The organism is Haladaptatus sp. DJG-WS-42 (genome assembly GCF_037198285.1).
GTDB lineage: Archaea > Halobacteriota > Halobacteria > Halobacteriales > Halococcaceae > QDMS2.
In genome coordinates this window covers 2632671-2654222 of sequence record NZ_CP147243.1, presented here as the reverse complement: position 1 = coordinate 2654222, position 21552 = coordinate 2632671, and the positions used below count along the sequence as shown (strand labels likewise).

Genomic DNA, 21552 nt, shown 5'->3' with positions numbered 1-21552 from the left:
ATTCCGTATGAGCCAGTTTTCTGCGACCTCGCCACCTTAGAACAGCGGTTCTATCGTCTCGTCCGTATCCATGAGCGACGCGAGTGCATCGGGGGCGAACTCCGCGCGGTCTGCCATGTTCTGTTGCGCCTCGATGGCGACCTGCTGGAGTTCTTTGATGCGCGGGACGTCGTACACCCCGGACAGAAGGACGACCGCGCCGAGGTGGTCTGTATCCGCGATTGGGTAGTCACCACCGCGCACCTCCATGCTCCCGGTTTCGGCTTCGAGCCACTTGCGGCCGCGCTCGATACCCTTTCGGTCTAAGTGCTTTGGCCTGCCTGCGACGATGAGAAGCGCGCGCTCTGTGCTCTCGATGTTACACGGGAGACTGAGTCGGCCAAGCGTTGCTCGGCGTACAACCGACAGCACGCGGTTGGTCGCGTTGTCGTCCGGTTTTTCTTCCGTCTTGAATCGTGCGAGCAAGCCCTGTGGCCGACTCGCTTCGGCGACGGCGTAGCCAATCGTGGAGACGCCGCCCGACCCGAGCGTGTTGATGAGTTCACTCGCGTCAACGACGTTCTCGGGAACGAGGCCGTTCGTCGCCTCGCCCGAACTGAACAGCAAGCCGAGGCGGCGTGCAATCTCCTCGTTCATCTCGGCGTAACTGTCTTGGACGCTCTCGCCGCCTTGTCGCCACGCGTCGTTGTCGAAGACCAGGAGGTTGTCCACCTCACGGACGAACGTCTGGAACGAGCGGGCGGCGTTCAGCGTGTAGATGCCGCCTTCATCGGGGCTTGGTAAGAGTCCGAGGCCGTAGACGGGTTCGGTGTAGAGGCGTTTTAGCTCGCGGGCGATGACCGGTGCGCCGCCACTGCCCGTTCCGCCGCCGAGCCCGGCGACGATGAGGAACGCATCCACGTTGTGTAGCGGGATGTCGTCGATGACCGAGAGCACCTCGCCCATATCTTCTGTGGCGACGACCGAGCCGAGTTCGTTGTCGGCACCGACGCCGTGGCCCTTCACGCGATACTGGCCAATCAAGACACGATGGCGCTCGCTGATTCGTTTGAGCCCCAGCAAATCCGCCTTCGCCGTGTTCACGGCAATCGCCGCGGCGACGAAACCACCACGCGATTTCAGGTCGTATTCGATGAGTGATTCGACCACTTTTCCCCCCGCTTGCCCGACCCCGATTAATGCGACTTTCATTCGTATCCCCCCACAGACGCAGTCTAGGACGTTGGGAAAGGAGAAATAATCAACTGTGCGGACAGTCAGCGACCAGATTCAGTTGAACAGGTCGTCCGTGTCAATCGTCCCGGTAACGACGGCGGCACGTCCAGCTTGCGAGACGGAAATATCGTCGTAGTCGTCGAAAGCCTCGTTGCTCCCGTCGTTTTCGTCAACCCAATCTTCGACGTCGTCAAGGTCTACGTCGTCTGCTTCTTCGAAGACGTGAACCCATTTTCGGGAAGACGTTTCAGCGTCGAATTGGATTCGCGCCCCACGCGCCACCTCGTGTTCGAATTGGCCGTTCTCGGGGGCGTCAATCTCGGTTTCCTCGTGTGTGGTCGCGTACAGGAAATGGCCACCGCCGAGTTCGTCCACGAGCGTGTCGAAATCTTCGCTTTCGGCCGTGTACCGGTCTTCCTCCCCGTTCGAGGTGTCGATGAGTGCTTCGAGACCGTCTATCGGACCGTCTTCGGACGCAGTCCCGTAGAGGAGCGTGTTTTCTGACACCCCTGCGGCTGCACGACTGCCGAAGTTTGCTTCCGGCCCAAGAAAGAGGGTGTAGCCCTCGTACTCGTCTTCCTCATCGAAATCCTCGTCTTCGAGTTCGTCCACCACATCTTCGACGGTAAATGAACCCATGAACACTCGCATCGTTGGGTTGAGCACCATGCGCTCGACTTCATCGAAGTCCACGTCGAGCGCACCCGGTGGCGAGAAGAAATCCTCGAATGAGTCGTACCCATCATCGAGTTCGTCTTCGTACTCTGCGATGGCCTGTGGCTCCATGTAGTAGGTCTGGTAATGGTCTTGGTCACGGAACGTGCCGGGTTCCGGGAGCCAGTTGGTCCACGTCGTGTCACCGCCGACAAACGGAATCGAACTGCACCCCGCGAGTCCACCCATCGCACCAGCACCGACCAATAGACCGGTACCCCGTAGCATACGCCGTCGAGAAATTCCATCAAATTCCATATGTGTTCACGTATGACTCATCAACCAATTGTAAATATCTTCTGTTCCGACATATTTTCTCTGTGAGTCGTATGAAACTTGGCTGGAGAACGTCGAGGGCCCATCACAGAAAGTTGACAACAGACATTTCTCTGTCGCCCACCGAAAGAGCGTGATGCGAGTCGTTTCAGGACAAACCGGTGGCGGGCAAATCCTCAGAACTGCGTTGAGCCTCAGCGCGCTCGACGGGAGACCCGTCACCGTGCGGGACATTCGTTCCTCGCGTCCGACGCCCGGCCTCAAACGCCAGCACTGCGCAGTGGTCGAAACGCTCGCCAAAATCTGTGAGGCAACCGTAAGCGACGTGTCGGTCGGAACGGAAACGCTCACCTTCGAACCAGATGTGCCAACCGGCGGCGAGTTCACCGTCGATATTGGCACCGCAGGCAGTCTCACGCTCCTGTTCGACGCGCTGCTCCCGCTCGCAACCGTCATCGACGAACCGCTCACGGTGCGGGCGACAGGCGGGACGGACGTGCGGTGGGCGCCGACCGTCGCGTGGTACGACCAGGTCAAACTCCCGTTGCTCGCCCATTTTGGGCTCGATGCCGCGCTCAGACTCGACCACACCGGCTTCTACCCGTCGGGCGGCGGTGAGGCCACACTGACGCTCACACCCTCTACGCTGGCTCCGATCACGATTCCAATACGTGGCACACTCAATGCGGTTACGATTAGCTCGAAAGCATCGACACACCTCAGGAAGGCGAACGTCGCGGAACGCCAAGCAATCGAAGCGCGCAGACTGCTCGAAGCCGACGGGCACGAGGTGGCCGCCCAAACCGTGTCCACCGTCGAAAGCGCCTCACCGGGGTCGTCGCTGCTCGTGCGGGCCGCCTACGACTCGACGGTCGTAGGCTTCGATGCACTCGGAGAGAAAGGGAAAACGGCAGAAAACGTCGCCGCCGCTGCCGTCAATACGTTCAGAAAGTTCCACGCGAGCGGCGCAACCGTCGACTCGTTTCTCGCAGACCAGTTGCTGCTCTGGCTCGCGCTCTGCGGTGGCGAGTTTGTCGCCCCCAAACTGTCTGGACACGTCGAAACCAACCGCGAGGTCATTTCGCGGTTCGGCTACGATATCGACGTGTGCGAGGAGGAAACTGGCCTCATTCGGTGTTCCGCGCCGTCGTCGTGACGTAGATTCCGGCGAGCACGACCGCACCGCCGACCACCGTGAGCGGCGTCGGCATCTCTGCGAGCAAGACGAGCGCGAGGAGCGTGCTCCCGACGGGTTCACCGAGCAGCGAGACACTCACGACGCTCGATTCGACGTGGGCAAGCGCCCAGTTGATGACCGTGTGTCCGAAGATGCCCGGCCCGAGCGCCATGGCGAAAAAGAGGAGCCACTCGTGTTGTGGATAGCCCGTGAGTGGTTCACCCTCCGCGAGCGTGAGCAAGAGGAGGACCACCGCACAGACGCCGTAGACGACGGTGACGTAGGGGACGAGCGCGATGCGTTGGCGCAGCGAGCGTCCGGCGAGGACGTAGGCGGCGGCCGTAAGGGCACCCGCCACGGCGAGTGCGTTGCCGAGAAGTGGATTGGCTCCCGTCACGGTCGCACCCGTCAACACGTCCCCGAGCGACATGACGACCATTCCGACAAGCGCAATTCCGATGCCGACGACGGTGCGTCGGGTAACACGTTCAGAGAGCAAGAAGAACGCGCCGAGCGCGACGAACAGCGGTTGAGATTGGACGAGGGTGACAGAGGCGGCGACGCTCGTCCAGTTCAGACTCTCGAACCACGTTGCGAAGTGGACGGCGAGGGCGACGCCCGAGAGAGCGGCAAAGAACAGGTCGCGGACGGAAAATCGGCGGAGGTCATCGCGGTAGCGTGTCGCCGCAATTGGAGCGAGCAACGCGAGCGTGAACACCACCCGATAGAACGCTTTGACGAGGCTCGGCGCGCTGCTCCAGCGAACGAGAATGGCGCTCGTGCTCACCGCCACGATGGCGACGGCGAGCGCAGCCATTGGCGGAACGCGCGTTTCGATTCCGGACAGGTCAGTCACAGCGGACGTTCGCTCCCGATTCGACTTACGTGTATGGATTCTGGCGGACTTGTGGCGGAACCGGCCCACCTTAGTGGCTGCCACGTGGGAGCAAACGTATGAAATCCGAGCAACTTGGGACGGGGCTGATTTTCTTCTCAGCCGTCGGATTCGGCACGCTTGGCATCTTCGGTAAACTCGGGGCGAGCGCCGGCCTCTCTACCACGACGATGCTCGTGTTTCGGTTCATCGTCGCCACCGTCGCCATCTGGTCGTACCTCCTCGCCACCGGGTCACTGCGCCTGCTTCGCGGACGGAACTTGCTGGCCGGCCTCGGTCTCGGAGCACTCGGGTACGCAACCATGAGCGGTCTCTACTTCCTCGGCCTCGAGTTCATGTCCGCCGGCCTCGTCGCCATCGTCCTCTACACCTACCCCGCATTCGTCGTGTTGCTCTCGGTGGCGTTCCTCGGCGAGCGCGTGACTAGGAAAACGGTTCTCGCCCTCGGGGTGGCCCTCGGCGGCGTCGCCCTCATCACGGGTGCGAATCCCGCGAACGCCGACCCGGTTGGGGTTGGTATTCTCCTATTCGCCGCGCTCGTTTACGCCACGTACATCACCGCAAGCAGAGCGACACTCACCGCTGTCGATTCCTCGATACTGACCGCCCATGTCATGCCAGCGGCAGGGGCGAGCCTCGCCGTGCTCGGCATGCTCCAGGGCACGCTCTCAGTCCCGGCCGGTGCGACCGAGTGGGCCCTCATCGTTGGCCTCGGTCTGGTCGCCACGGCAATGCCTATCTTCACGTTCTTCGCCGGACTCTCACGAATCGAAGCCAGTCGAGCGAGCATCGTGAGCACGGTCGAACCCGTCTTCACCGTCGTCCTCGGGGCGCTGGTGCTCGACGAAGTGGTCACGTTCTCGACGATGGTCGGCGGGGCCGTCGTCCTGTCGGGGGTTATCCTCATCCAACGTGGGTGACTACTCGTCGTCTTCTGGCGTGTCGAAGTCGTGGAAGGGCTTGCCCTGCTCTTTCGAGAGAATGTCGAGGGCGGCCGCCGCGCCGCCGCCGACCGAGATGGCCGCCTGAATCTTGTCCTTTCGCGCGGCCCAGCCTGCGGCGTAGGCGTTCTCGATTGAAGTTTCAGTATCCGAATTGACGGCGACGGTTCCGTCGTCGTTCAGGTCACACCCCAGTTCCTCCGCTACGTCTCGGGACTCCCCTGTGGCGAACACGACGTAGGTGGCGTCGTACTCGCCGCCGTCGGTCGTGAGGCGAAAGCCGTCGTCGGTTTGCTCCACCCCAGTCACCTCCTCGTCGCGGCGGTCTGCGCCCTGTGCGTCAACCTGCTCGCGGCCGATGCGCAGGAACTCGTCGCCGTTGATTTCCTCGATGCCGAGGTAGTTGTAGAGATAGGCGTAGTGGAGGGCGGTTTTGTCTGTATCGAACACCACCGTCTCAAGCCCGTTTTTCGCCGTGAACAGCGCGGCGCTCAGTCCCGCAGGGCCACCGCCGATGATTGCTACGTCTGGCATGTGTTGACATACATCAACTACGGGAAAAAGCGTTAGGCCTGTTCGAGTGCGCGTTTGGTCGCTCGATGGCGGCCGCGAAACATCCCCTCGAAGCCGAATTTCGAAATCGGGCTGACCGCCTTCCCCAGTTTGCCACCGGGCAGTTCGTACTCCACGCGGTCGTGGACGATGGTGTCCTCACCGTCTGCGCGAAACGAGTGGGTGTGATTCCACCGTGAGAACGGGCCGCCCTGCATGAAGTCCTCGAACATCGCACGTTCCTCGCCTTCAGTGCGTTTCGTGATGACCGACGTCCAGCGTTGTTTCGGGCCGACACCGAACGGCCTGAGCGACATCGAAATGCGCGTTCCGGGGACGAGCGTGTCGGGGTCGCGCTCGCCGTCCGGCCCAATCACCGCGTCGATGGTGAGGTGCAGCCAGTCGGGGGTGAGCGCCTCCAGTCCCTCGATACGAGAGTGAAAGGCCCACACCTCGCTGAGCGGGGCACGAACACGGGTTTCGCGCTCGAATACGGGCATGGCTCAGAGTAGGGAAGTGAGACGTAAATCTTCCGTGGTGGCGGAAGTCACGGAGACAGCTTACTTCAGCCGTTCTTGGAGGAACGAAGGATGTGCCGCGGTCACGCCGTCGATAGAGAGGATGTCTTCGGAGATGACTTTGCCAACCGACGCGCCGTCAGGCGCGCGCACCTCTGCCATCAGCATATGGTCGCCACTCGAGGAGAACAGGGATTCGACTGAGTCGAGGTCGGTGAGTGCGCGCGTTGCCTCAACGTAGCGCTCTGAGGCAACCTCAATTCCCACAAGCGCGATGGTCTGGCTCGTGAGTTTCTTTGGGTCGACATCGGCAGAATAGCCCACGATGACGCCCTCAGATTCGAGCTTCGAGATGTACTTGCGAACCGTCGGCTTCGAGACCCCCGCCAGTTCAGCGATTTCAGCATACGACGCCTGTGCGTCTTTCTCAAGAACGGCGAGAATGCGATTCTCCGTAGACTCCGCGCTCATGAGACGCACTTTTCCGTCCGCGAAAAAATATCTTCCGTTAAAGAAAACTCCGTATCGGAGTTGGAAAGTTACTTGTGGCGCGCTAGGAGGGAGTCTGCGGTGCGCTCCCACTCGTAGTCTTCGTCGAAGTAGCGCTCTGCGAGCGGCTCTTCTGGCATTTCGCCGGTTGCCTGCTTCTCCTGCTGGTAGGATGGACGGTCGTCATCGACGTAGAAGCGGCCGGTGAGCACCTCTCCTTCGTGGAGGGCGTTTTCGGCTTCGAACATCATGTCCGCGGCTTCGCGGCGGTCGTGGATGTCGAAGTCGTAGTCGTCAGACTGCTGGATGTCCACGTACGGGACGTACTGGCGGGCGTCCTTGTTCCACGTTGGACACTGGGTGAGGAAGTCGATGTGGGCGAAGCCGTCGTGCTCGATGGCTTCTTTGATGATTTCCTTTGCCTGATTCGGGTTGACCGCGGCGGTGCGGGCGATGTAGGACGCACCGGAGGCGAGCGCCAGCGACAGTGGGCGGACTGGGTCCTTCGCGCTGCCGTGGGGCTGGGTCTTCGACTTGTGACCTTTCGGGCTCGTTGGCGAGGTCTGGCCCTTCGTGAGGCCGAAAATCTCGTTGTTGAACACGATGTAGGTCATGTCGTGGTTCTCGCGGGCGGTGTGCATGAAGTGGTTGCCACCAATCCCGTAGCCGTCACCGTCACCGCCAGCGGCGATGACTTCGAGGCCGGGGTTTGCGAGCTTCGCCGCGCGGGCGATTGGCAGACTGCGGCCGTGTAAGGTGTGGAATCCGTAGCTCTCGAAGTACGACGAAAGCTTGCCCGAACAGCCGATACCGGTGACCATGAGCACCTCGTCGGGACTGCGCCCGACTTCGGGCATGGCCTGTTTCAGTGACTTCAGGACACCGAAATCACCACAGCCTGGACACCACGTCGCCTGCGGTTCGATGCCGGGCGTGAACTCGTTGCTGTCAATCTCGCGCTCTTCACCGATTGCGCTGAATACACTCATTGGGTAACACCTGCTTCTGGAAGGTACTTCGTCCGCTCGTTCGAAACGTCGTCCTTGCCTTCGACGATTGTCTCTTCGAACGCCGTGACGATGTCACGCGGGATGAACGGGTTGCCGTCGAACTTCAGAAGGCTCGACATCTTCTCGCCGTACAGCCCGAGTTCCTTGCGGGCGAGGCCGCGGAACTGACCGGTTGCGTTCATTTCGACGACGATAGCCTTGTCGACGCTCTCTAAGAACGCAGCGAGGTCGTTCTTCGGGAACGGCATCAGGTCGCTCACGCCGAGGCCTTTGACCGAGTGGCCCGCGTCGTTGAGCGTGGAAACGGCGTCGATGACGGCACCCTGTTGGGAGCCCCACGTGATGATGCCGTACTCTGCGTCCTCCGGACCGAACGTGGTCTGGTTGCTCGACTCTTGGGAGTCTAAGTCCTCACGGATGGAGTCGAGCTTCTGGGCGCGACGAGCCATCTGGTTGATGCGGTTGACTGGGTCTTCGCTGATGTGCCCCTCCTCTGAGTGCTCGTTCCCAGCTGCGAGGAAACGACCACCCTTCTGGCCCGGAATCGTGCGCGGGCTGACACCGTTTTCGGTGTCGTGAAGGAAGCGCTTGAACTTGCCCGACTCGTGGTGGGCAGCCTCGGCGATTTCGTCTTCCGTGAGCACGGAGCCGAGGTCTGGGTTCGGCTCGCGGTCGAAGAAGGACTCGTCTACGTTCACCATCTCGCCGGAAACCTTCTGGTCGATGACGATGATGGACGGAATCTGGTACTCGTAGGCGATGCGGAACGCCTCGCGCGTCTGGTCGTAGGCCTCTGCGGCGTTGCCGGGCGCGAAGACGATGCGGTTCGAGTCACCCTGACTGGAGTACAGGATGGACTCTAAGTCAGATTGCTCCGGCTTCGTTGGCATCCCCGTGGATGGGCCTGCGCGCATTGCTTCGATGAGGACGACCGGCGTTTCGGTCATCTCTGCGAGGCCGAGTGGCTCACCCATCAGGGCGAAGCCGCCACCGGACGACCCGCTCATTGCCTTGACGCCAGCGTGGCTGGCACCGATGGCGAGGGCCGCGGCGGCGATTTCGTCTTCGACCTGCTCAGAGATGCCGCCGAACTGCGAGAGGTTCTGCGACATGATGGTGAACACTTCGGTCCACGGCGTCATCGGGTAGCCCGAGATGAACCGGCAGCCCTCGTCGAGCGCGCCGTAGGCGATACACGCGCTCGCCGAGATGAGGAGCTGGTCTTCGTCGTGGTCACCCGTCGGGACGCGAAGGTCGTGGGTGAACTCCTCTTCGGAGATGATGTCGTAGGCCTCCTGCAGGATGTCGAGGTTGGCTTCGAGCACGTCGCCGCCCATGGCGCTGCGCATGAGTTCCTCAATGTATGTGAGGTCGATGTCGAGGAGTGCTGCAGTTACCCCAACCCCGGCGGTGTTGCGCATGACCTCACGGCCGTGCTCGCGGGCGAGTGACCGGAGGTCCATCGGGTAGACGTGCCAGTTGTTCTCTTCTGCGCGCGCTTCGAAGTTCGGCACTTCGGAGACGTCAACGAGGCCTTCGTCGTAAATGATGATGCCGCCTTCGTTCAGTTCGTCTAAGTTCTCTGCGAGTGGCTTGATCTCCTCGTTGCCGTAGATGGCGTTCTCCTTTGGATTGCGCGCGAAGGAGTCACCAAGGGCAAGAAGGCAGTTGTAGCCGTTGCCGCGCGAATTGACGGGGTCTTCGCTTGCGCGGACTTCGACGTAGGTGTGACCACCGCGAATCCGCGATGGGTAGTGACGGTGCGTGAATACGTGCAGACCTGCACGCATCAGGGCCTTTGCGAAGTTCTGGCTGGTCGAGTCAATCCCGTCCCCCGAACCACCAGCGATTCGCCATACAAGGTCCTCAGTCATTGAGAAATCACGGCGCCTGTGTGGGCCATAGCGAAGATTGAAGCCTTGTGATTAAAGAATTTGCCATCCATTGGCACAGATTAATTATGAGGTATTGGTATATATTAACACGAAAGATAACCCAGGAACACACGCCGTGAATAGACCTGTATAACGCCATCTATCTATGTATTCTGCATTCTCGACGCCGGTTTCAGGTCGTGTGAATCCGCTGATTTGACAGCCAGTGTGATTGAACCGAATGACTACGAAATCCGGCGTTTGAGCGGCTCATACGCAAACAAACGATTTTCAAGTTTGTAATCGTTCACACCACCTTATACGTACAGGGTACGACATTCTCCGCATGCAATCGCTGGGTATACACAGTGAATTCTGGAGGAACAGATGAAGCGGGTTCTTGTCATTACATGCATGCTACTCGTCGCGGCAGTCGCCCCTGGCGTCGTTGCGGCGTCGGTTCGTGGGTCACCAGACCTCGACTTGTATCTCGCAGATAATCGCGTGACTCCAGGTGAGGAAACCCAGCTATCGGTCACGATTCAGAACACTGGAGACATCGACAGCGGCGGCAGTCCTGCAAACGAAGCGCGGGTCACCACCGCACGCGGAACGACGCTCGAAATGCGTGAAAGCAACGCGCCGATTACGATTAAATCCGGCAAAGTTGCTGCTGGCTCCGTCCCCGAAGGGACGAGTCCGCCAATTCCGTTCTCCGTCGTCGTCGATGAAGACGCAGAACCCGGCACCTACACCATCCCGATTCGGGTGTCCTACACGTACACCAACCAGATTTCAGACCGCAGTCCGTTCGCCCAACAACAGCGCAGCGTGAGCGAAACCCACGACGTGACCATCGTGGTCGAAGAGGAGTCGCGCTTCGAAGTCGTTGGCACGTCGAGTGACGCCTCGGTCGGAGACTCCGGCACAGTCACGGTCGAAGTCCAAAACGTCGGGAGTGCCCCGGCAGAAGACGCAACCATCTCCGTCCAGTCACCGAACTCGGACGTGACGCTCGGTGCGGGCGCACAGACCGCAGAGTCGTTCGTCGGCTCGTGGGCCGCGGGTGAGACAAAATCCGTTACCTACCGCGTGAACGTCGCAGACGACGCAGAGCGCCGGTCGTACTCGCTCCAGACAACGGTGTCCTACGAGAACGAAGAGGGCGAGCAGGTCCAAACGAGCCCACTCGCCACTGGCTTCGTTCCGAGCGGCGCACAGGAGTTCGACATTGGCAACGTAGAGAGCAACCTGCGCGTCGATGCTGAGGGGACGATTCGCGGCCAGATTGCGAACACCGGCGACATCGTCGCAAGGAACGCCGTGCTCGTCATCGATACCCAGACGCAGAATCTGAATCCAGTTGAGACGGAAGTCGCGCTTGGAACGCTCGAACCTGGCCAAGCAAGCGAGTTCGCCTTCGACATCGAAGTGGGTGAAGAAGCGAGTGCTGGTCCACGCCAGTTCACGTTCCACTTAGAGTACCGCAACAACGAGGGCGAAAAACGCCAGAGCGACCCGCTCGACACGCAGGTCGCCGTTGGCGAGAAGAAAAAGGAGTTCAGCGTTGCTGCAGTGAACGCCACAGTCACCGGCGGACAGAGTACGATCCTCGAAGTCGCCGTGACCAACAACGGCGACGAGACGCTCACCGACATCTCGGCAAAACTGTTCGCAGACAGCCCACTCTCGACGAGCGACGATGAGGCGTTCATCCAGTCGCTCGAACCCGGCGAGACGGCGACCATCGAGTTCGCTGTGAGCGCTGACGCGGCAGCCTTAGAGAAGAACTACCCCATCTCAATGGACTTCCAGTACGACAACCAGCAGGGCGATACGAAACTCTCTGACACCTACCAACTGCCGGTGCAGGTTACTGAACCAGAGGACGGTGGCCTCCCGGTCATCCCCATCGCGGCAGGGGCACTCGCAATTGCATTGATTGGTCTCTACGTCCTCTACCGGCGGCAATAATGGACACGAGCCGCCTCCTCGATTGGGCTGACCACCTCATCGTTGAGCGGTCGCTGCAAGTCGTGTTCGCGTTCCTCGTCGTGAGCGCGCTGTTTGCTGTCGGCCTCAGCAGCGTCGAAACGGAAGCTGGAACAGAACAGTTCGCAGAGGAAGTTCCGGCAGAAGAGGCGCTCCAAGCCATCAACACCGAGTTCTCACCCGCGTTCTCGACAGGCGGCGGCAGCACACAACTCATCCAAACGAACGAAAACGTCCTCTCGAAACAAGGGATGTTGCGGATGTTGCGCGCCCAAGAACAGATGCGCGACCGCGAACACCTGCGAATTTCGAGTGCGTCGAGTGCTGCGGCTATCGTCGCTCAGACGATAAATCCGAACGCGACGACGCTCGAAACCCAGATTATGACGCTCGAACGCGCCACGCCAATCCAGCTTCGGACGGCCGTTCGGACCGCAGCGTCTCGTCCCGGCTTCGAGGGCTTGCTCAGCAACGACTTCAACCCAAACGAGGCGTACGCCTCCTCGACCATCGCCGTCGTCCAACACGACCTGCCACTTGAGTTGAGTCAAGGGGCCGGGACCGGTGGTGCCTCACCGCTCACGAGCATCCAAGTCGAGATGGACCGCATTGCCACCCAGCAAGGCGGCGACATCCGCGTGTTCGGGAGCGGTATCATCTCCGATGAGTTCTCCTCGGTCATCGTCGATACCATGATTATCGTGGTGCCCGCGGCGGTCATCTTCATCATCTTCTTCCTCGTGTTCGCCTACCGCGACCTGATGGACCTGCTGCTCGGTGTCATCTCGCTTGCGATGGCGATTATCTGGACGTTCGGGTTTATGGGACTTGCAGGGATTGCGTTCAACCAGATTTTGATTGCAGTCCCACCGCTGATGTTGGCGGTGGGTATCGACTTCGGGATTCACGCGGTCAATCGCTACCGCGAAGAGCGCGTCACGGGCAAGGGCATCGACGAGTCGATGACGGTGACGGGAAAACAGCTCCTCGTTGCCTTCTTCATCGTCACGACGACGACGGTCATCGGCTTCATGTCGAACCTGACGAGCCAACTGCTCCCGATTCGTGACTTCGGTATCGTTGCGAGTGTCGGTATCATCTTCACCTTCCTCGTGTTCGGGATTTTCCTCCCGTCTGCGAAAGTTTCGCTCGACAGAGCGCGCACGAAGTATCCGATTCCAACCTTCAGCCAGACGCCACTCGGCAGCGAAGGGTCGCGCCTTGGCCGCGCGCTGACCGGTGGGGTGTTCATCGCAAAGCGTGCGCCACGGGCCTTCCTCGTCGTCATGGTGTTGCTGAGCTTCGGCTCTGCGTACTACGCGACCGGCATCGACACCTCGTTCACCCAAGAGGAGTTCTTGCCACCAGAAGAGACGCCGGTATATCTCTCAGAGCTTCCAGAGCCGTTCAAGCCAAGCGAGTACACCATCGTCGGGACGCTCAACTTCTTAGAAGACAACTTCGAGGCGAGTCAGGACAGTTCTGTCACCATATACATACAGGGGCCAATGGAGAAGGACCTCGCGTTGGAAGCGCTCCACCGCGGGAGCGTTGACCCGCCGTCGTCGTTCATCCGCGACGGCAGACACGCAGAGGGCCAAAGCCTCATCACCGTCATCCAGAGCCGCACGGCGAGCGACCCTGAGTTTGCTGCACTCGTCGCCCGAAACGACATGGACGGAAACGGGATTCCAGACAATAACTTAGGCGAGGTGTACGACTACCTGCTCAGTTCCACCTCACGTGAGGAGACGCTTCGCTACCTGAGTGAAGACCGCCGGAGCACCCGCGCCGTCTACTCGGTGAAGTCGAGTGCCTCACAGAAAGAGATCGCCACAGACGGCGATGCGCTTGCGTCCCAGTTCCGCTACACAGCAACCGCGACGGGGGGCACCATCGTCTTCCAAGCCATCTCCGACCTCATCCTCAACTCGGCGCTGGTGAGTCTCGCGGTGGCGCTTGGCGGCACCATTGTCTTCCTCATGTTCATCTTCTGGGTGCTCGAAGGGCGGCCGTCGCTCGGCCTCGCGAACGTCGTGCCAATCGTGATTACCGTCGCGTTGTTGGCGGGGACGATGCGCTATCTTGGCATCTCGTTTAACGCCTTCACGGCGACGATTCTCGCCATCACCATTGGGCTTGGCATCGACTACTCCGTTCACGTTGTCCACCGGTTTGTGGACGAACTCGACGAGCAGGGAGCGACGATGCCCGCGCTCGAACGGACGGTGCTTGGCACGGGTGGCGCACTCACCGGAAGCATGCTCACCACCGTCTTCGGGATTGGAGTGTTGTTCCTCTCTGTATTCCCCGCGATTGGCCAGTTCGGGACGCTCACAGCGCTCAGCGTCGTGTACTCGTTTATTGCCTCGATGGTCATTCTCCCGTCGACGCTCGTCGTGTGGGACCGCTATTTCAACCGCGGTATGCCAACCTACGCGTCAGCTCGAAGCGGCGTTCCAGCGGACGACTAATCGTTGAGGAGGGGCGAAAGCCCCCACACCGCGGTGAACGTCGATGGAATAAATGCGATGAGCGCCGTTGTCATCTCGAGCGGCGCGAGAAATTGATCCGTGAAAAACGGCCCGCGTAACAAGAGCCAAAACACGTACAACGCAATCCCGAATGCGACCGACCCAACCACCAAGCGTATCCCCTGTTTTTTCATGTTTACCCCCCTGCCGGTTCCACAGAACTACTGACAGTCATACTATATGATGTGTCCAGACAGCATGACTGTTTCTGTGACTACCCCCAGCGTTCTTGGAGGTCGTGGAACTGCGACAAATCGTGGCCAAAGAGGACGGTTGCGTCGTGTTGGCGTTGGAGTTCGCGCACGCGATGGAGGCTGTCTTCCCACGCCCGGTTGTCCCAGAGTAGGCTGGTCGCCATGGGCCACGCTTCTTCGTAATTCGAGCGCAGATACACCTCGTCACCGGCGACGATGACTGACTCGTCTTCGAGGTGGAGAAGTGCCCCGAGCAAGCCGGGCGTGTGTCCGGGGAGGTGGTGGAGTTCGATTCCCTCGAACAAGGTGTGTCGGTGGCCGTGGATGAGCTGCCAGTTCAACTCGTGGTCGAAGTCGCTCGCGAGATAGGCCACAGAGCCTTCCGGCGTTTTGGCGCTGAAGTAGGCGAACGGAATCTCCGCACGGTGGACGTAGATGGGGACGTCCGTCCCGGCGAAGTGGTGGAGACCGCCCGCGTGGTCTAAGTGGAGATGGCTCATCACGACGGCGTCGATGTCCGCGAGGTCGTAGCCAGCGGCGTCTAAGTCGTCGTCGAGGCGGTGACCTGCGGGGTTGTTCGGCGTGAACGCCTGATAGAGCGGGGCTGGCCAGTAGCCAGCGGCGGCGTCATGGTGTGGCCCTGTGTCCCAGAGAATCGTCGCGTCGGGGTGGTCGATAACGAGGTTCCAGACGGCGAAGTCTTCGTAGGCCTGCTCCGGAGTCGGCTCGGCTGCGGTTCCCATGACGTAGCCGTCTAAGACGAAGTTCAGGTCTGCGCTGATGGTTCCCCGGTCGACAAGGGTAAGGGACGTAGCTCCCATGAAACCCCTTGAACCGCTGTCAGTAAAAGCTCAGCCCTGCCGGTAGATGAGGTTGCGCTGGATGGCGTTCGCTCCCTCGTAGATGACGGGGATGCGCACGTCGCGGTAGACACGGGCAATGCGGCGCTCTGAGAGGACAGAACGCCCGCCGTGGAGGTTCATGGCGCGTTCTGCCACCGAAACCGCCGTCTCTGTGGCTTTCGTCTTCGCCATGGCTGCCCAGAAGCCGGAGTTCTCCTGTTCGGCGACCATATCTGCTGCGCGCCACGTGAGCGACCGCGCGGCTTCGAACTCGAGGCGCATATCGGCGAGGTCGTGTTGGACGGCTTGGAACTCGCTCACGTCGCGGCCGAACGCCTGTCGGTCGTGGGTGAACTCCCACGCCTCTTCGATGGCGGCAGCTGCGAGGCCAAGGCCGTGGCCGCTGACGACGATGCGGCCGTGGTTGAAGAACTCGGCGAGCATGTAGAACCCGGCTCCCTCGACGCCGACCAGATTCGCCTCCGGGATGCGACAGTCGTCTAAGACGATGTGGCCTTGCTTGGAGGCGCGCATCCCCATCTTCTCGGGGATGTGTTCTGCCTCGTAGCCGGGCGCATCGGTTGGGAGGATGAACAACGAGTAGTTCCCGTAGCGGTCGTCGCCGTCACCGGTCTTCGCGTAGATGGTGAGCCAATCGGCTTCGACAGCGTTGCCAACCCAGTACTTCTCCCCGTTCAAGACCCACTCTCCGTCGCGTTTTTCGGCGGTGGTGGTCATCCCGGCGAGGTCACTTCCAGTCTGGGGTTCTGAGACGGCGAGGCCGGAGATTTGTTCGTTCTCTGCGACCGGCCGGAGGAAGGTTTCTTTCTGTTCTTCGCTGCCGTACTCGTAGACGAGTTCGCAGCCGAAACTGGCGAGTTGGAGGGTGAGGGCGATGCCAGCATCGGCTTTGAAAAACTCCTCTGCAATCGCGAGCGTCTCGTGCAACGAGAGCCCGCGACCACCGTACTTTTCGGGGATATCCTGAGCAATCAAGTTGGCTTCTTGGCCGGCCTCCAATATCTCCCACGGATATTCACCGCGTTCGAAGGCCTCTGCTGCGTTTGGCGCGATGTACTCTGCTGCGAAAGCGCGAGCCTCTTCTTTCACGTCACGGGCGTACTCGGGGACAATTCGGGCGTCGAGTAAGTCCATGCGTTTCGTTGGGAGGCCAGCCTATTATAGCTCGGCGCAGGCGCGCAAAATGCGGAGCGGAGAGGCAGAGAAGTCCACAGACACGAGATTCACACAGTCTGAAGATAGCTTCATTCGACTCCGCCTCACAGAGAGTACCATGCGTCGTTCGTGGCACACATCCCACCACCTGCCCCCGCGATGACTGACTCGGGGTGGGAGGTCGCGAGAATGCCCGACCAGACTGGCAAGACGGTCGTCGTGACCGGGGCGAACAGCGGAATCGGCTTCGAGACCGCCCGTGCGTTCGCGCAGAAGGGTGCGCACGTCGTCCTCGCCTGTCGAAGTGTCGAGCGCGGGCAGACGGCGAGCGACGAGATAACAGCCGCGCACCCGGACGCCTCGCTCGAAGTGCTCGAACTCGACTTGGCCGATCTGTCTGCGATTCACTGGTTTGCGGACGCGCTCACCGCGCGCCACGACCGGCTCGACGTGCTCGTAAACAACGCAGGCGTGATGCACGCACCCTACCGTACGACCCAAAACGGCTTCGAACTCCAGTTCGGGGTGAACCACCTCGGCCACTTTGCACTCACTGGGCTGGTATTGCCGTTGCTCACCCGGACAACGGCGGCTCGCGTGGTCACGTTAAGCAGTTTTTTCCAGCGACAGGGTCACCTCAACTTCGAGGATTTACAGAGCGAAGACGCCTACGACCGCTACGGTGCGTACGCACAGAGCAAACTGGCGAATCTGCTGTTTGCCGTCGAGTTACACCGACGAATTGACGAGGCCGGACTCGACGTGCTGAGCGTCGCCGCGCACCCGGGCTGGGCGGCGACTAACCTGCAATCACACGGCGTTTCGATGGACGGTGGGCGCGTCCGGCCACTCGTCTATCGATTCTTGAACCATCTCGTTGGGGTGTCTCCAGCACAAGGGGCCAGCTACGTGCTGTACGCGGCGACGGCTCCCGACGTGGTCGGCGGGCGCTTTTACGGACCGAGTCGGTTGTTCGAGATGCGCGGGCCGCCAACCGAACTCTCGCTTCCCGCGATTGCGGACTCAGCTGTAGCGACGAGACTCTGGGCGGCGTCGGAGGCACTCACCGGGATCCGGTACGACTTCGGCGTGCCGTTGCCGTGAGTCGAGGCATGGGCTCAGGTCCGAGCTAAGAGCGGCTCGTACACCGCCCGCGCACCAGCAGGCGGGTCGAGGTCGTCGAGTGCCGCATCGATATCGAGTGTTGCGAGGGCCTCGTGGTCTGGCTTTTTGCGGAAGATGAGCGCGTAATAGAGGTAGTTCGCGCGGAGCAACCAGACGGCTCGGGCTGCTCCCTCGTCGTCGGTGGCGGAGTAGGTCGTCCACCCCGAGTCGGGAAACAGATGGTGTGGGCCGGTGTGGTCGGCTTCAACCAACGCGTCACGGAGGCGTTTGGGATACGGGATGTCGGTCATGCCGTTGCGGTGGAGGTGGCCGATTTCGCGGCCCGCGAGCCTGAACTCGACACCGCCAAACCGGTGGGCGTGAGCGCTGACTCCGGGCCACGCGGAGACGGTCTCGATGACGGAGGCGAGCGGTCCGTCGAGGTGTGGGAGGGTTGGTTCCATCACGTAAGAGAGGGCATCTGCGGCAATAACGGTCGTTCTCGGGTCAATGCACGATACGTTTTTCGTTAATCGTGGTGAATATACATTGACACGCGTGGGGTACCCACGTCGTTGGTGATTACCATGGCAGATAAACCGCATATGAACCTGGCCGTCATTGGCCACGTTGACCACGGGAAAAGCACACTGGTTGGACGCCTCCTCTACGAGACGGGAAGCGTACCAGACCACGTCATCGAACAGTACCGTGAGGAGGCCGCAGAGAAGGGGAAGTCCGGCTTCGAGTTCGCCTACGTCATGGACAACCTCGCAGAAGAACGCGAACGCGGTGTCACCATCGACATCGCCCATCAGCGATTCGACACGGACAAGTATTATTTCACCATCGTGGACACGCCGGGTCACCGCGACTTCGTGAAGAACATGATTACGGGCGCGTCCCAAGCGGATAACGCGATTCTCGTCGTCGCCGCAGACGACGGTGTTGCGCCACAGACCCGCGAACACGTGTTCCTCGCGCGCACCCTCGGGATTGAAGAACTCATCGTCGCCGTCAACAAGATGGACGTCGTCGATTATTCTGAAGACGACTACCGCACCGTCGTAGACGAAGTGAAAACTCTCCTCAAACAGGTGCGCTTCCGCTCTGAGGATGCGACGTTCATCCCGACCTCGGCGTTCGAGGGCGACAACGTCTCTGAGCACAGCGACAACACGCCGTGGTACGATGGGCAGACCATCTTAGAGGCGCTGAACGACCTCCCAGAACCACAGCCGCCAACCGACGCGCCACTTCGCGTCCCGATTCAGGACGTGTACACCATCTCCGGTATCGGGACCGTCCCAGTCGGACGCGTCGAGACCGGCATCTTAGAAGTCGGCAAGAGCGTGACGTTCATGCCCTCGGATGCGACGGGTGAGGTGAAGTCCATCGAGATGCACCACGAAGAGGTCTCGGAGGCGCGCCCCGGTGACAACGTCGGGTTCAACGTCCGTGGCATTGGCAAAGACGACATCCGCCGCGGTGACGTGGCCGGGCCCTCGGATGATCCGCCAAAGGTCGCAGAGACCTTCCAAGCCCAAATCGTCGTGATGCAACACCCGTCCGTGATTACGGCGGGTTACACGCCGGTGCTCCACGCCCACACCGCACAGGTCGCCTGCACGGTCGAATCCATCGACCAGAAAATCGACCCGGCAAGCGGCGAGGTCGCAGAGGAGAACCCGGACTTCATCAAGGCCGGTGACGCCGCCGTCGTGACGATGCGCCCGCAGAAACCGCTCGTAGTCGAGCCGTCCTCTGAGATTCCCGAACTCGGCTCGTTCGCGCTGCGCGACATGGGCCAGACCATCGCGGCCGGCAAAGTGCTCAAAGTCAACGAGCGCTGAGTTCTCCGTTTTTTGGCGAAACTGATGGGGAGTGAGACGGTACGCTAGTTGCTAGCAACACGTATCGTACTCGGGCACCATACCTCCCCCGTGGCAAAGGACGATTTCAGCTCGATACTCAACCTGCCAGACGACTTTGGGCTCGGTGAAGACCTCGCTCGAAGTGAACAGAAACTCCGAATTCGCACGGAGAGCCGACGCTATGGCAAGCCAGTAACCATCATCGAAGGCTTCGACGCTGCGATTAATTTGAAAGAGCTTGCGTCGACGCTCAAGAAGAAACTCGGAACGGGCGGGACGGTTGAGGACGGCACCATCGAACTGCAGGGCAACCACCGCGACCGGCTGCCCGCGCTGTTGGCCGCAGAAGGCTTCACCGTCCTCGACTGAGCAGGTGGGCCAGAGCGGCCGCGCCGAATCCGTCAGTTTTCGTGACTCGCGCTCTCATTGGATGATTGGGTCGCACGATAGTGTGTGAACCTATGCACCTAGCGCGTGTTAATATAACATAAGGTCATTAATATTATTAGGTGGCGGTGGATAGGGGGTATTCAATGGTGTGAGTTCTGCGGAGCGCCCGCCGTTTTCGGCAGGGCGGTTCGTGGGACTCCACGCCGGGCAAGACGCACGCGGGCTTCCCTGCGCGCTCACCTAAGTCATGTCCACAACACTACCCCCCAATCGAGAGGAGACTGACGAAGTGACAGAACAAGATTCCGAGTCGGCGCTCGCCACGGCCCGACGTCAACTCAAACAGGCCGCCGCTCACCTCGACATCGACGAAAACATCGTCGAACGTCTGAACCACCCTGCCCGCGTCCACCGCGTCGCCGTTCCCTTAGAACGCGACGACGGCAGCCTCGACGTGTTCACGGGCTACCGCTCCCAGCACGACGCCGTCCGCGGCCCGTACAAAGGTGGCCTTCGCTTCCACCCACACGTCTCAGAGGACGAGTGTATTGGCCTGTCGATGTGGATGACGTGGAAGTGCGCCGTGATGGACCTCCCCTTCGGCGGTGCCAAAGGCGGTGTCGTCGTCAACCCGAAAAAGCTCTCTGAGGCAGAAAAAGAGCGCCTGACCCGCCGGTTCACCCAGGAACTGCGCGACGCCATTGGCCCGATGCAGGACATTCCTGCGCCGGACATGGGCACCGACGCCCAGACGATGGCGTGGATTATGGACGCCTACTCGATGCAAGAAGGCGAGACCACGCCCGGCGTCGTCACCGGCAAGCCACCGGTCATCGGTGGTTCGTACGGCCGCGAAGAAGCCCCTGGTCGGTCGGTGGCCATCATCACCCGTCTCGCGTGTGACTACTACGACATGCCACTTTCTGATACGTCGGTTGCCGTCCAAGGGTTCGGGTCGGTCGGCGCGAACGCCGCCCGCCTGCTCGACTCGTGGGGCGCGAACGTGGTCGCCGTGAGCGACGTGAACGGCGCAATCTACGACCCAGACGGCCTCGACACCCATGACGTGCCAACGCACGAAGAGGAACCGGAAGCCGTCATGAAGTACGACGCGCCACAGAAACTCGAAAACCACGAACTCCTCGAACTTGACGTGGACGTGCTCATCCCGGCGGCCATCGGGAACGTGCTCACCGAGGACAACGCCGACAACGTGAAAGCAGACCTCATCATCGAAGGCGCGAACGGTCCGACCACGACCGGCGCGGACAAAATCTTCGAAGCAAACGACATCCACGTCATCCCCGACATCCTCGCGAATGCGGGCGGCGTCACCGTCTCCTACTTCGAGTGGCTCCAGGACATCAACCGCCGTCGCTGGTCGTTAGACCGCGTGAACGAAGAGCTAGAGACGGAGATGAACACGGCGTGGGAAAGCGTCAAAGAAGAGTTCGACACGCGCGACGTGTCGTGGCGCGATGCGGCCTATATCGTTGGCCTCAGGCGGATTGCCGAGGCACATCAGGCACGGGGCGTGTGGCCATAACCGACGGTTTCACGACGCGAATCCGATAGAAGCCGGTAAACTTCACGAATTCTCGCTGTTCTAACTCGCCGATGAGCGATGGCGAAAGGTCTCTGCCCTGTGCGTCTCCGTCCAACAGCCGCGGTAAGGCGTGCTGTTCCGCCTCGGTGAGTTGGTCGAAATCGCAGACGGATGCGTCGACGGGGAGGCGTTCCCGACGTTCGATGACGATTTTCAACGACATAGTTTGTGTGCTACTC

20 protein-coding genes are annotated in these 21552 nt (G+C 60.7%); 8 read left to right on the top strand and 12 right to left on the bottom strand.

Going from position 1 to position 21552, the window contains the following annotated elements; all coding sequences use genetic code 11:
* Window positions 1-36: 36 nt before the first annotated feature.
* Window positions 37-1191 (bottom strand): tubulin/FtsZ family protein, encoded by a 1155-nt coding sequence (locus V5N47_RS14320; RefSeq protein ID WP_338728462.1) that lies wholly within the window; start codon window positions 1189-1191, stop codon window positions 37-39.
* Between the two features lie 78 nt (window positions 1192-1269).
* Window positions 1270-2118, bottom strand: a complete 849-nt coding sequence (locus V5N47_RS14315; protein WP_338728460.1) for a hypothetical protein — start codon at window positions 2116-2118, stop codon at window positions 1270-1272.
* 223 nt (window positions 2119-2341) lie between these two features.
* Between V5N47_RS14315 and rtcA the strand changes: the two genes are divergently transcribed.
* Window positions 2342-3361, top strand: a complete 1020-nt coding sequence (gene rtcA / locus V5N47_RS14310) for an RNA 3'-terminal phosphate cyclase (protein WP_338728459.1) — start codon at window positions 2342-2344, stop codon at window positions 3359-3361.
* On the opposite strand, the gene V5N47_RS14305 is transcribed toward rtcA, so the two are convergent.
* The gene (locus V5N47_RS14305) at window positions 3333-4199 is read right to left on the bottom strand and encodes a DMT family transporter (protein WP_338730308.1); all 867 of its coding nucleotides are present in this window, start codon (window positions 4197-4199) and stop codon (window positions 3333-3335) included. The two genes, rtcA and V5N47_RS14305, sit on opposite strands and share 29 nt — an antisense overlap.
* A gap of 137 nt (window positions 4200-4336) precedes the next feature.
* On the opposite strand from V5N47_RS14305, the gene V5N47_RS14300 reads away from it, so the two are divergent.
* Entirely contained in the window at window positions 4337-5197 is an 861-nt protein-coding gene (locus tag V5N47_RS14300; protein ID WP_338728457.1) for a DMT family transporter, read from the top strand.
* Here the strand turns inward: V5N47_RS14300 and V5N47_RS14295 are convergent, their stop codons facing one another.
* From V5N47_RS14295 to V5N47_RS14275, 5 genes are all read right to left on the bottom strand, one after another.
* Window positions 5198-5752 carry an FAD-dependent oxidoreductase gene (locus V5N47_RS14295; protein ID WP_338728455.1) on the bottom strand — a complete coding sequence of 185 codons (555 nt, stop codon included), beginning with the start codon at window positions 5750-5752 and terminating at the stop codon, window positions 5198-5200.
* 32 nt (window positions 5753-5784) lie between these two features.
* Window positions 5785-6270 carry an SRPBCC family protein gene (locus tag V5N47_RS14290; RefSeq protein ID WP_338728453.1) on the bottom strand — a complete coding sequence of 162 codons (486 nt, stop codon included), beginning with the start codon at window positions 6268-6270 and terminating at the stop codon, window positions 5785-5787.
* Window positions 6271-6330: 60 nt separating this feature from the next.
* A complete protein-coding gene (gene lrpA1 / locus V5N47_RS14285) occupies window positions 6331-6759 on the bottom strand; it encodes an HTH-type transcriptional regulator LrpA1 (protein WP_338728452.1) in 429 nt (142 codons plus the stop codon).
* Between the two features lie 68 nt (window positions 6760-6827).
* Window positions 6828-7766: a thiamine pyrophosphate-dependent enzyme gene (locus tag V5N47_RS14280; RefSeq protein WP_338728451.1), complete on the bottom strand. Its 939-nt coding sequence runs from the start codon at window positions 7764-7766 to the stop codon at window positions 6828-6830.
* On the bottom strand, window positions 7763-9661 hold the full coding sequence (locus V5N47_RS14275) for a 2-oxoacid:acceptor oxidoreductase subunit alpha (RefSeq protein ID WP_338728450.1): 1899 nt from the start codon (window positions 9659-9661) through the stop codon (window positions 7763-7765). The genes V5N47_RS14280 and V5N47_RS14275 overlap by 4 nt, the downstream gene beginning before the upstream one ends.
* Before the next feature lie 414 nt (window positions 9662-10075).
* On the opposite strand from V5N47_RS14275, the gene V5N47_RS14270 reads away from it, so the two are divergent.
* Window positions 10076-11635 carry a COG1361 S-layer family protein gene (locus tag V5N47_RS14270; RefSeq protein WP_338728449.1) on the top strand — a complete coding sequence of 520 codons (1560 nt, stop codon included), beginning with the start codon at window positions 10076-10078 and terminating at the stop codon, window positions 11633-11635.
* On the top strand, window positions 11635-14127 hold the full coding sequence (locus V5N47_RS14265; RefSeq protein ID WP_338728448.1) for an MMPL family transporter: 2493 nt from the start codon (window positions 11635-11637) through the stop codon (window positions 14125-14127). Before V5N47_RS14270 ends, V5N47_RS14265 begins: the two co-directional genes overlap by 1 nt.
* Window positions 14128-14401: 274 nt before the next feature.
* On the opposite strand, the gene V5N47_RS14260 is transcribed toward V5N47_RS14265, so the two are convergent.
* On the bottom strand, window positions 14402-15202 hold the full coding sequence (locus tag V5N47_RS14260) for an N-acyl homoserine lactonase family protein (RefSeq protein ID WP_338728447.1): 801 nt from the start codon (window positions 15200-15202) through the stop codon (window positions 14402-14404).
* Window positions 15203-15232: 30 nt separating this feature from the next.
* Window positions 15233-16378 (bottom strand): acyl-CoA dehydrogenase family protein, encoded by a 1146-nt coding sequence (locus V5N47_RS14255; RefSeq protein ID WP_338728446.1) that lies wholly within the window; start codon window positions 16376-16378, stop codon window positions 15233-15235.
* A 180-nt stretch (window positions 16379-16558) separates the two neighbouring features.
* On the opposite strand from V5N47_RS14255, the gene V5N47_RS14250 reads away from it, so the two are divergent.
* A complete protein-coding gene (locus V5N47_RS14250) occupies window positions 16559-17503 on the top strand; it encodes an oxidoreductase (RefSeq protein WP_338728444.1) in 945 nt (314 codons plus the stop codon).
* Between the two features lie 14 nt (window positions 17504-17517).
* Here the strand turns inward: V5N47_RS14250 and V5N47_RS14245 are convergent, their stop codons facing one another.
* Window positions 17518-17967 (bottom strand): luciferase family protein, encoded by a 450-nt coding sequence (locus tag V5N47_RS14245; protein ID WP_338728442.1) that lies wholly within the window; start codon window positions 17965-17967, stop codon window positions 17518-17520.
* Window positions 17968-18090: 123 nt separating this feature from the next.
* On the opposite strand from V5N47_RS14245, the gene tuf reads away from it, so the two are divergent.
* The 3 genes from tuf to gdhB all read left to right on the top strand — a co-directional run bounded on the left by tuf (window position 18091) and on the right by gdhB (window position 21313).
* On the top strand, window positions 18091-19356 hold the full coding sequence (gene tuf / locus V5N47_RS14240; protein WP_338728440.1) for a translation elongation factor EF-1 subunit alpha: 1266 nt from the start codon (window positions 18091-18093) through the stop codon (window positions 19354-19356).
* Between the two features lie 114 nt (window positions 19357-19470).
* Window positions 19471-19746, top strand: a complete 276-nt coding sequence (gene yciH, locus V5N47_RS14235) for a stress response translation initiation inhibitor YciH (RefSeq protein ID WP_338730307.1) — start codon at window positions 19471-19473, stop codon at window positions 19744-19746.
* A 268-nt stretch (window positions 19747-20014) separates the two neighbouring features.
* The gene (gene gdhB, locus V5N47_RS14230; RefSeq protein WP_338728439.1) at window positions 20015-21313 is read left to right on the top strand and encodes a glutamate dehydrogenase GdhB; all 1299 of its coding nucleotides are present in this window, start codon (window positions 20015-20017) and stop codon (window positions 21311-21313) included.
* Here the strand turns inward: gdhB and V5N47_RS14225 are convergent.
* A complete protein-coding gene (locus tag V5N47_RS14225) occupies window positions 21267-21536 on the bottom strand; it encodes a hypothetical protein (RefSeq protein ID WP_338728438.1) in 270 nt (89 codons plus the stop codon). The two genes, gdhB and V5N47_RS14225, sit on opposite strands and share 47 nt — an antisense overlap.
* Between the last annotated feature and the right edge of the window lie 16 nt (window positions 21537-21552).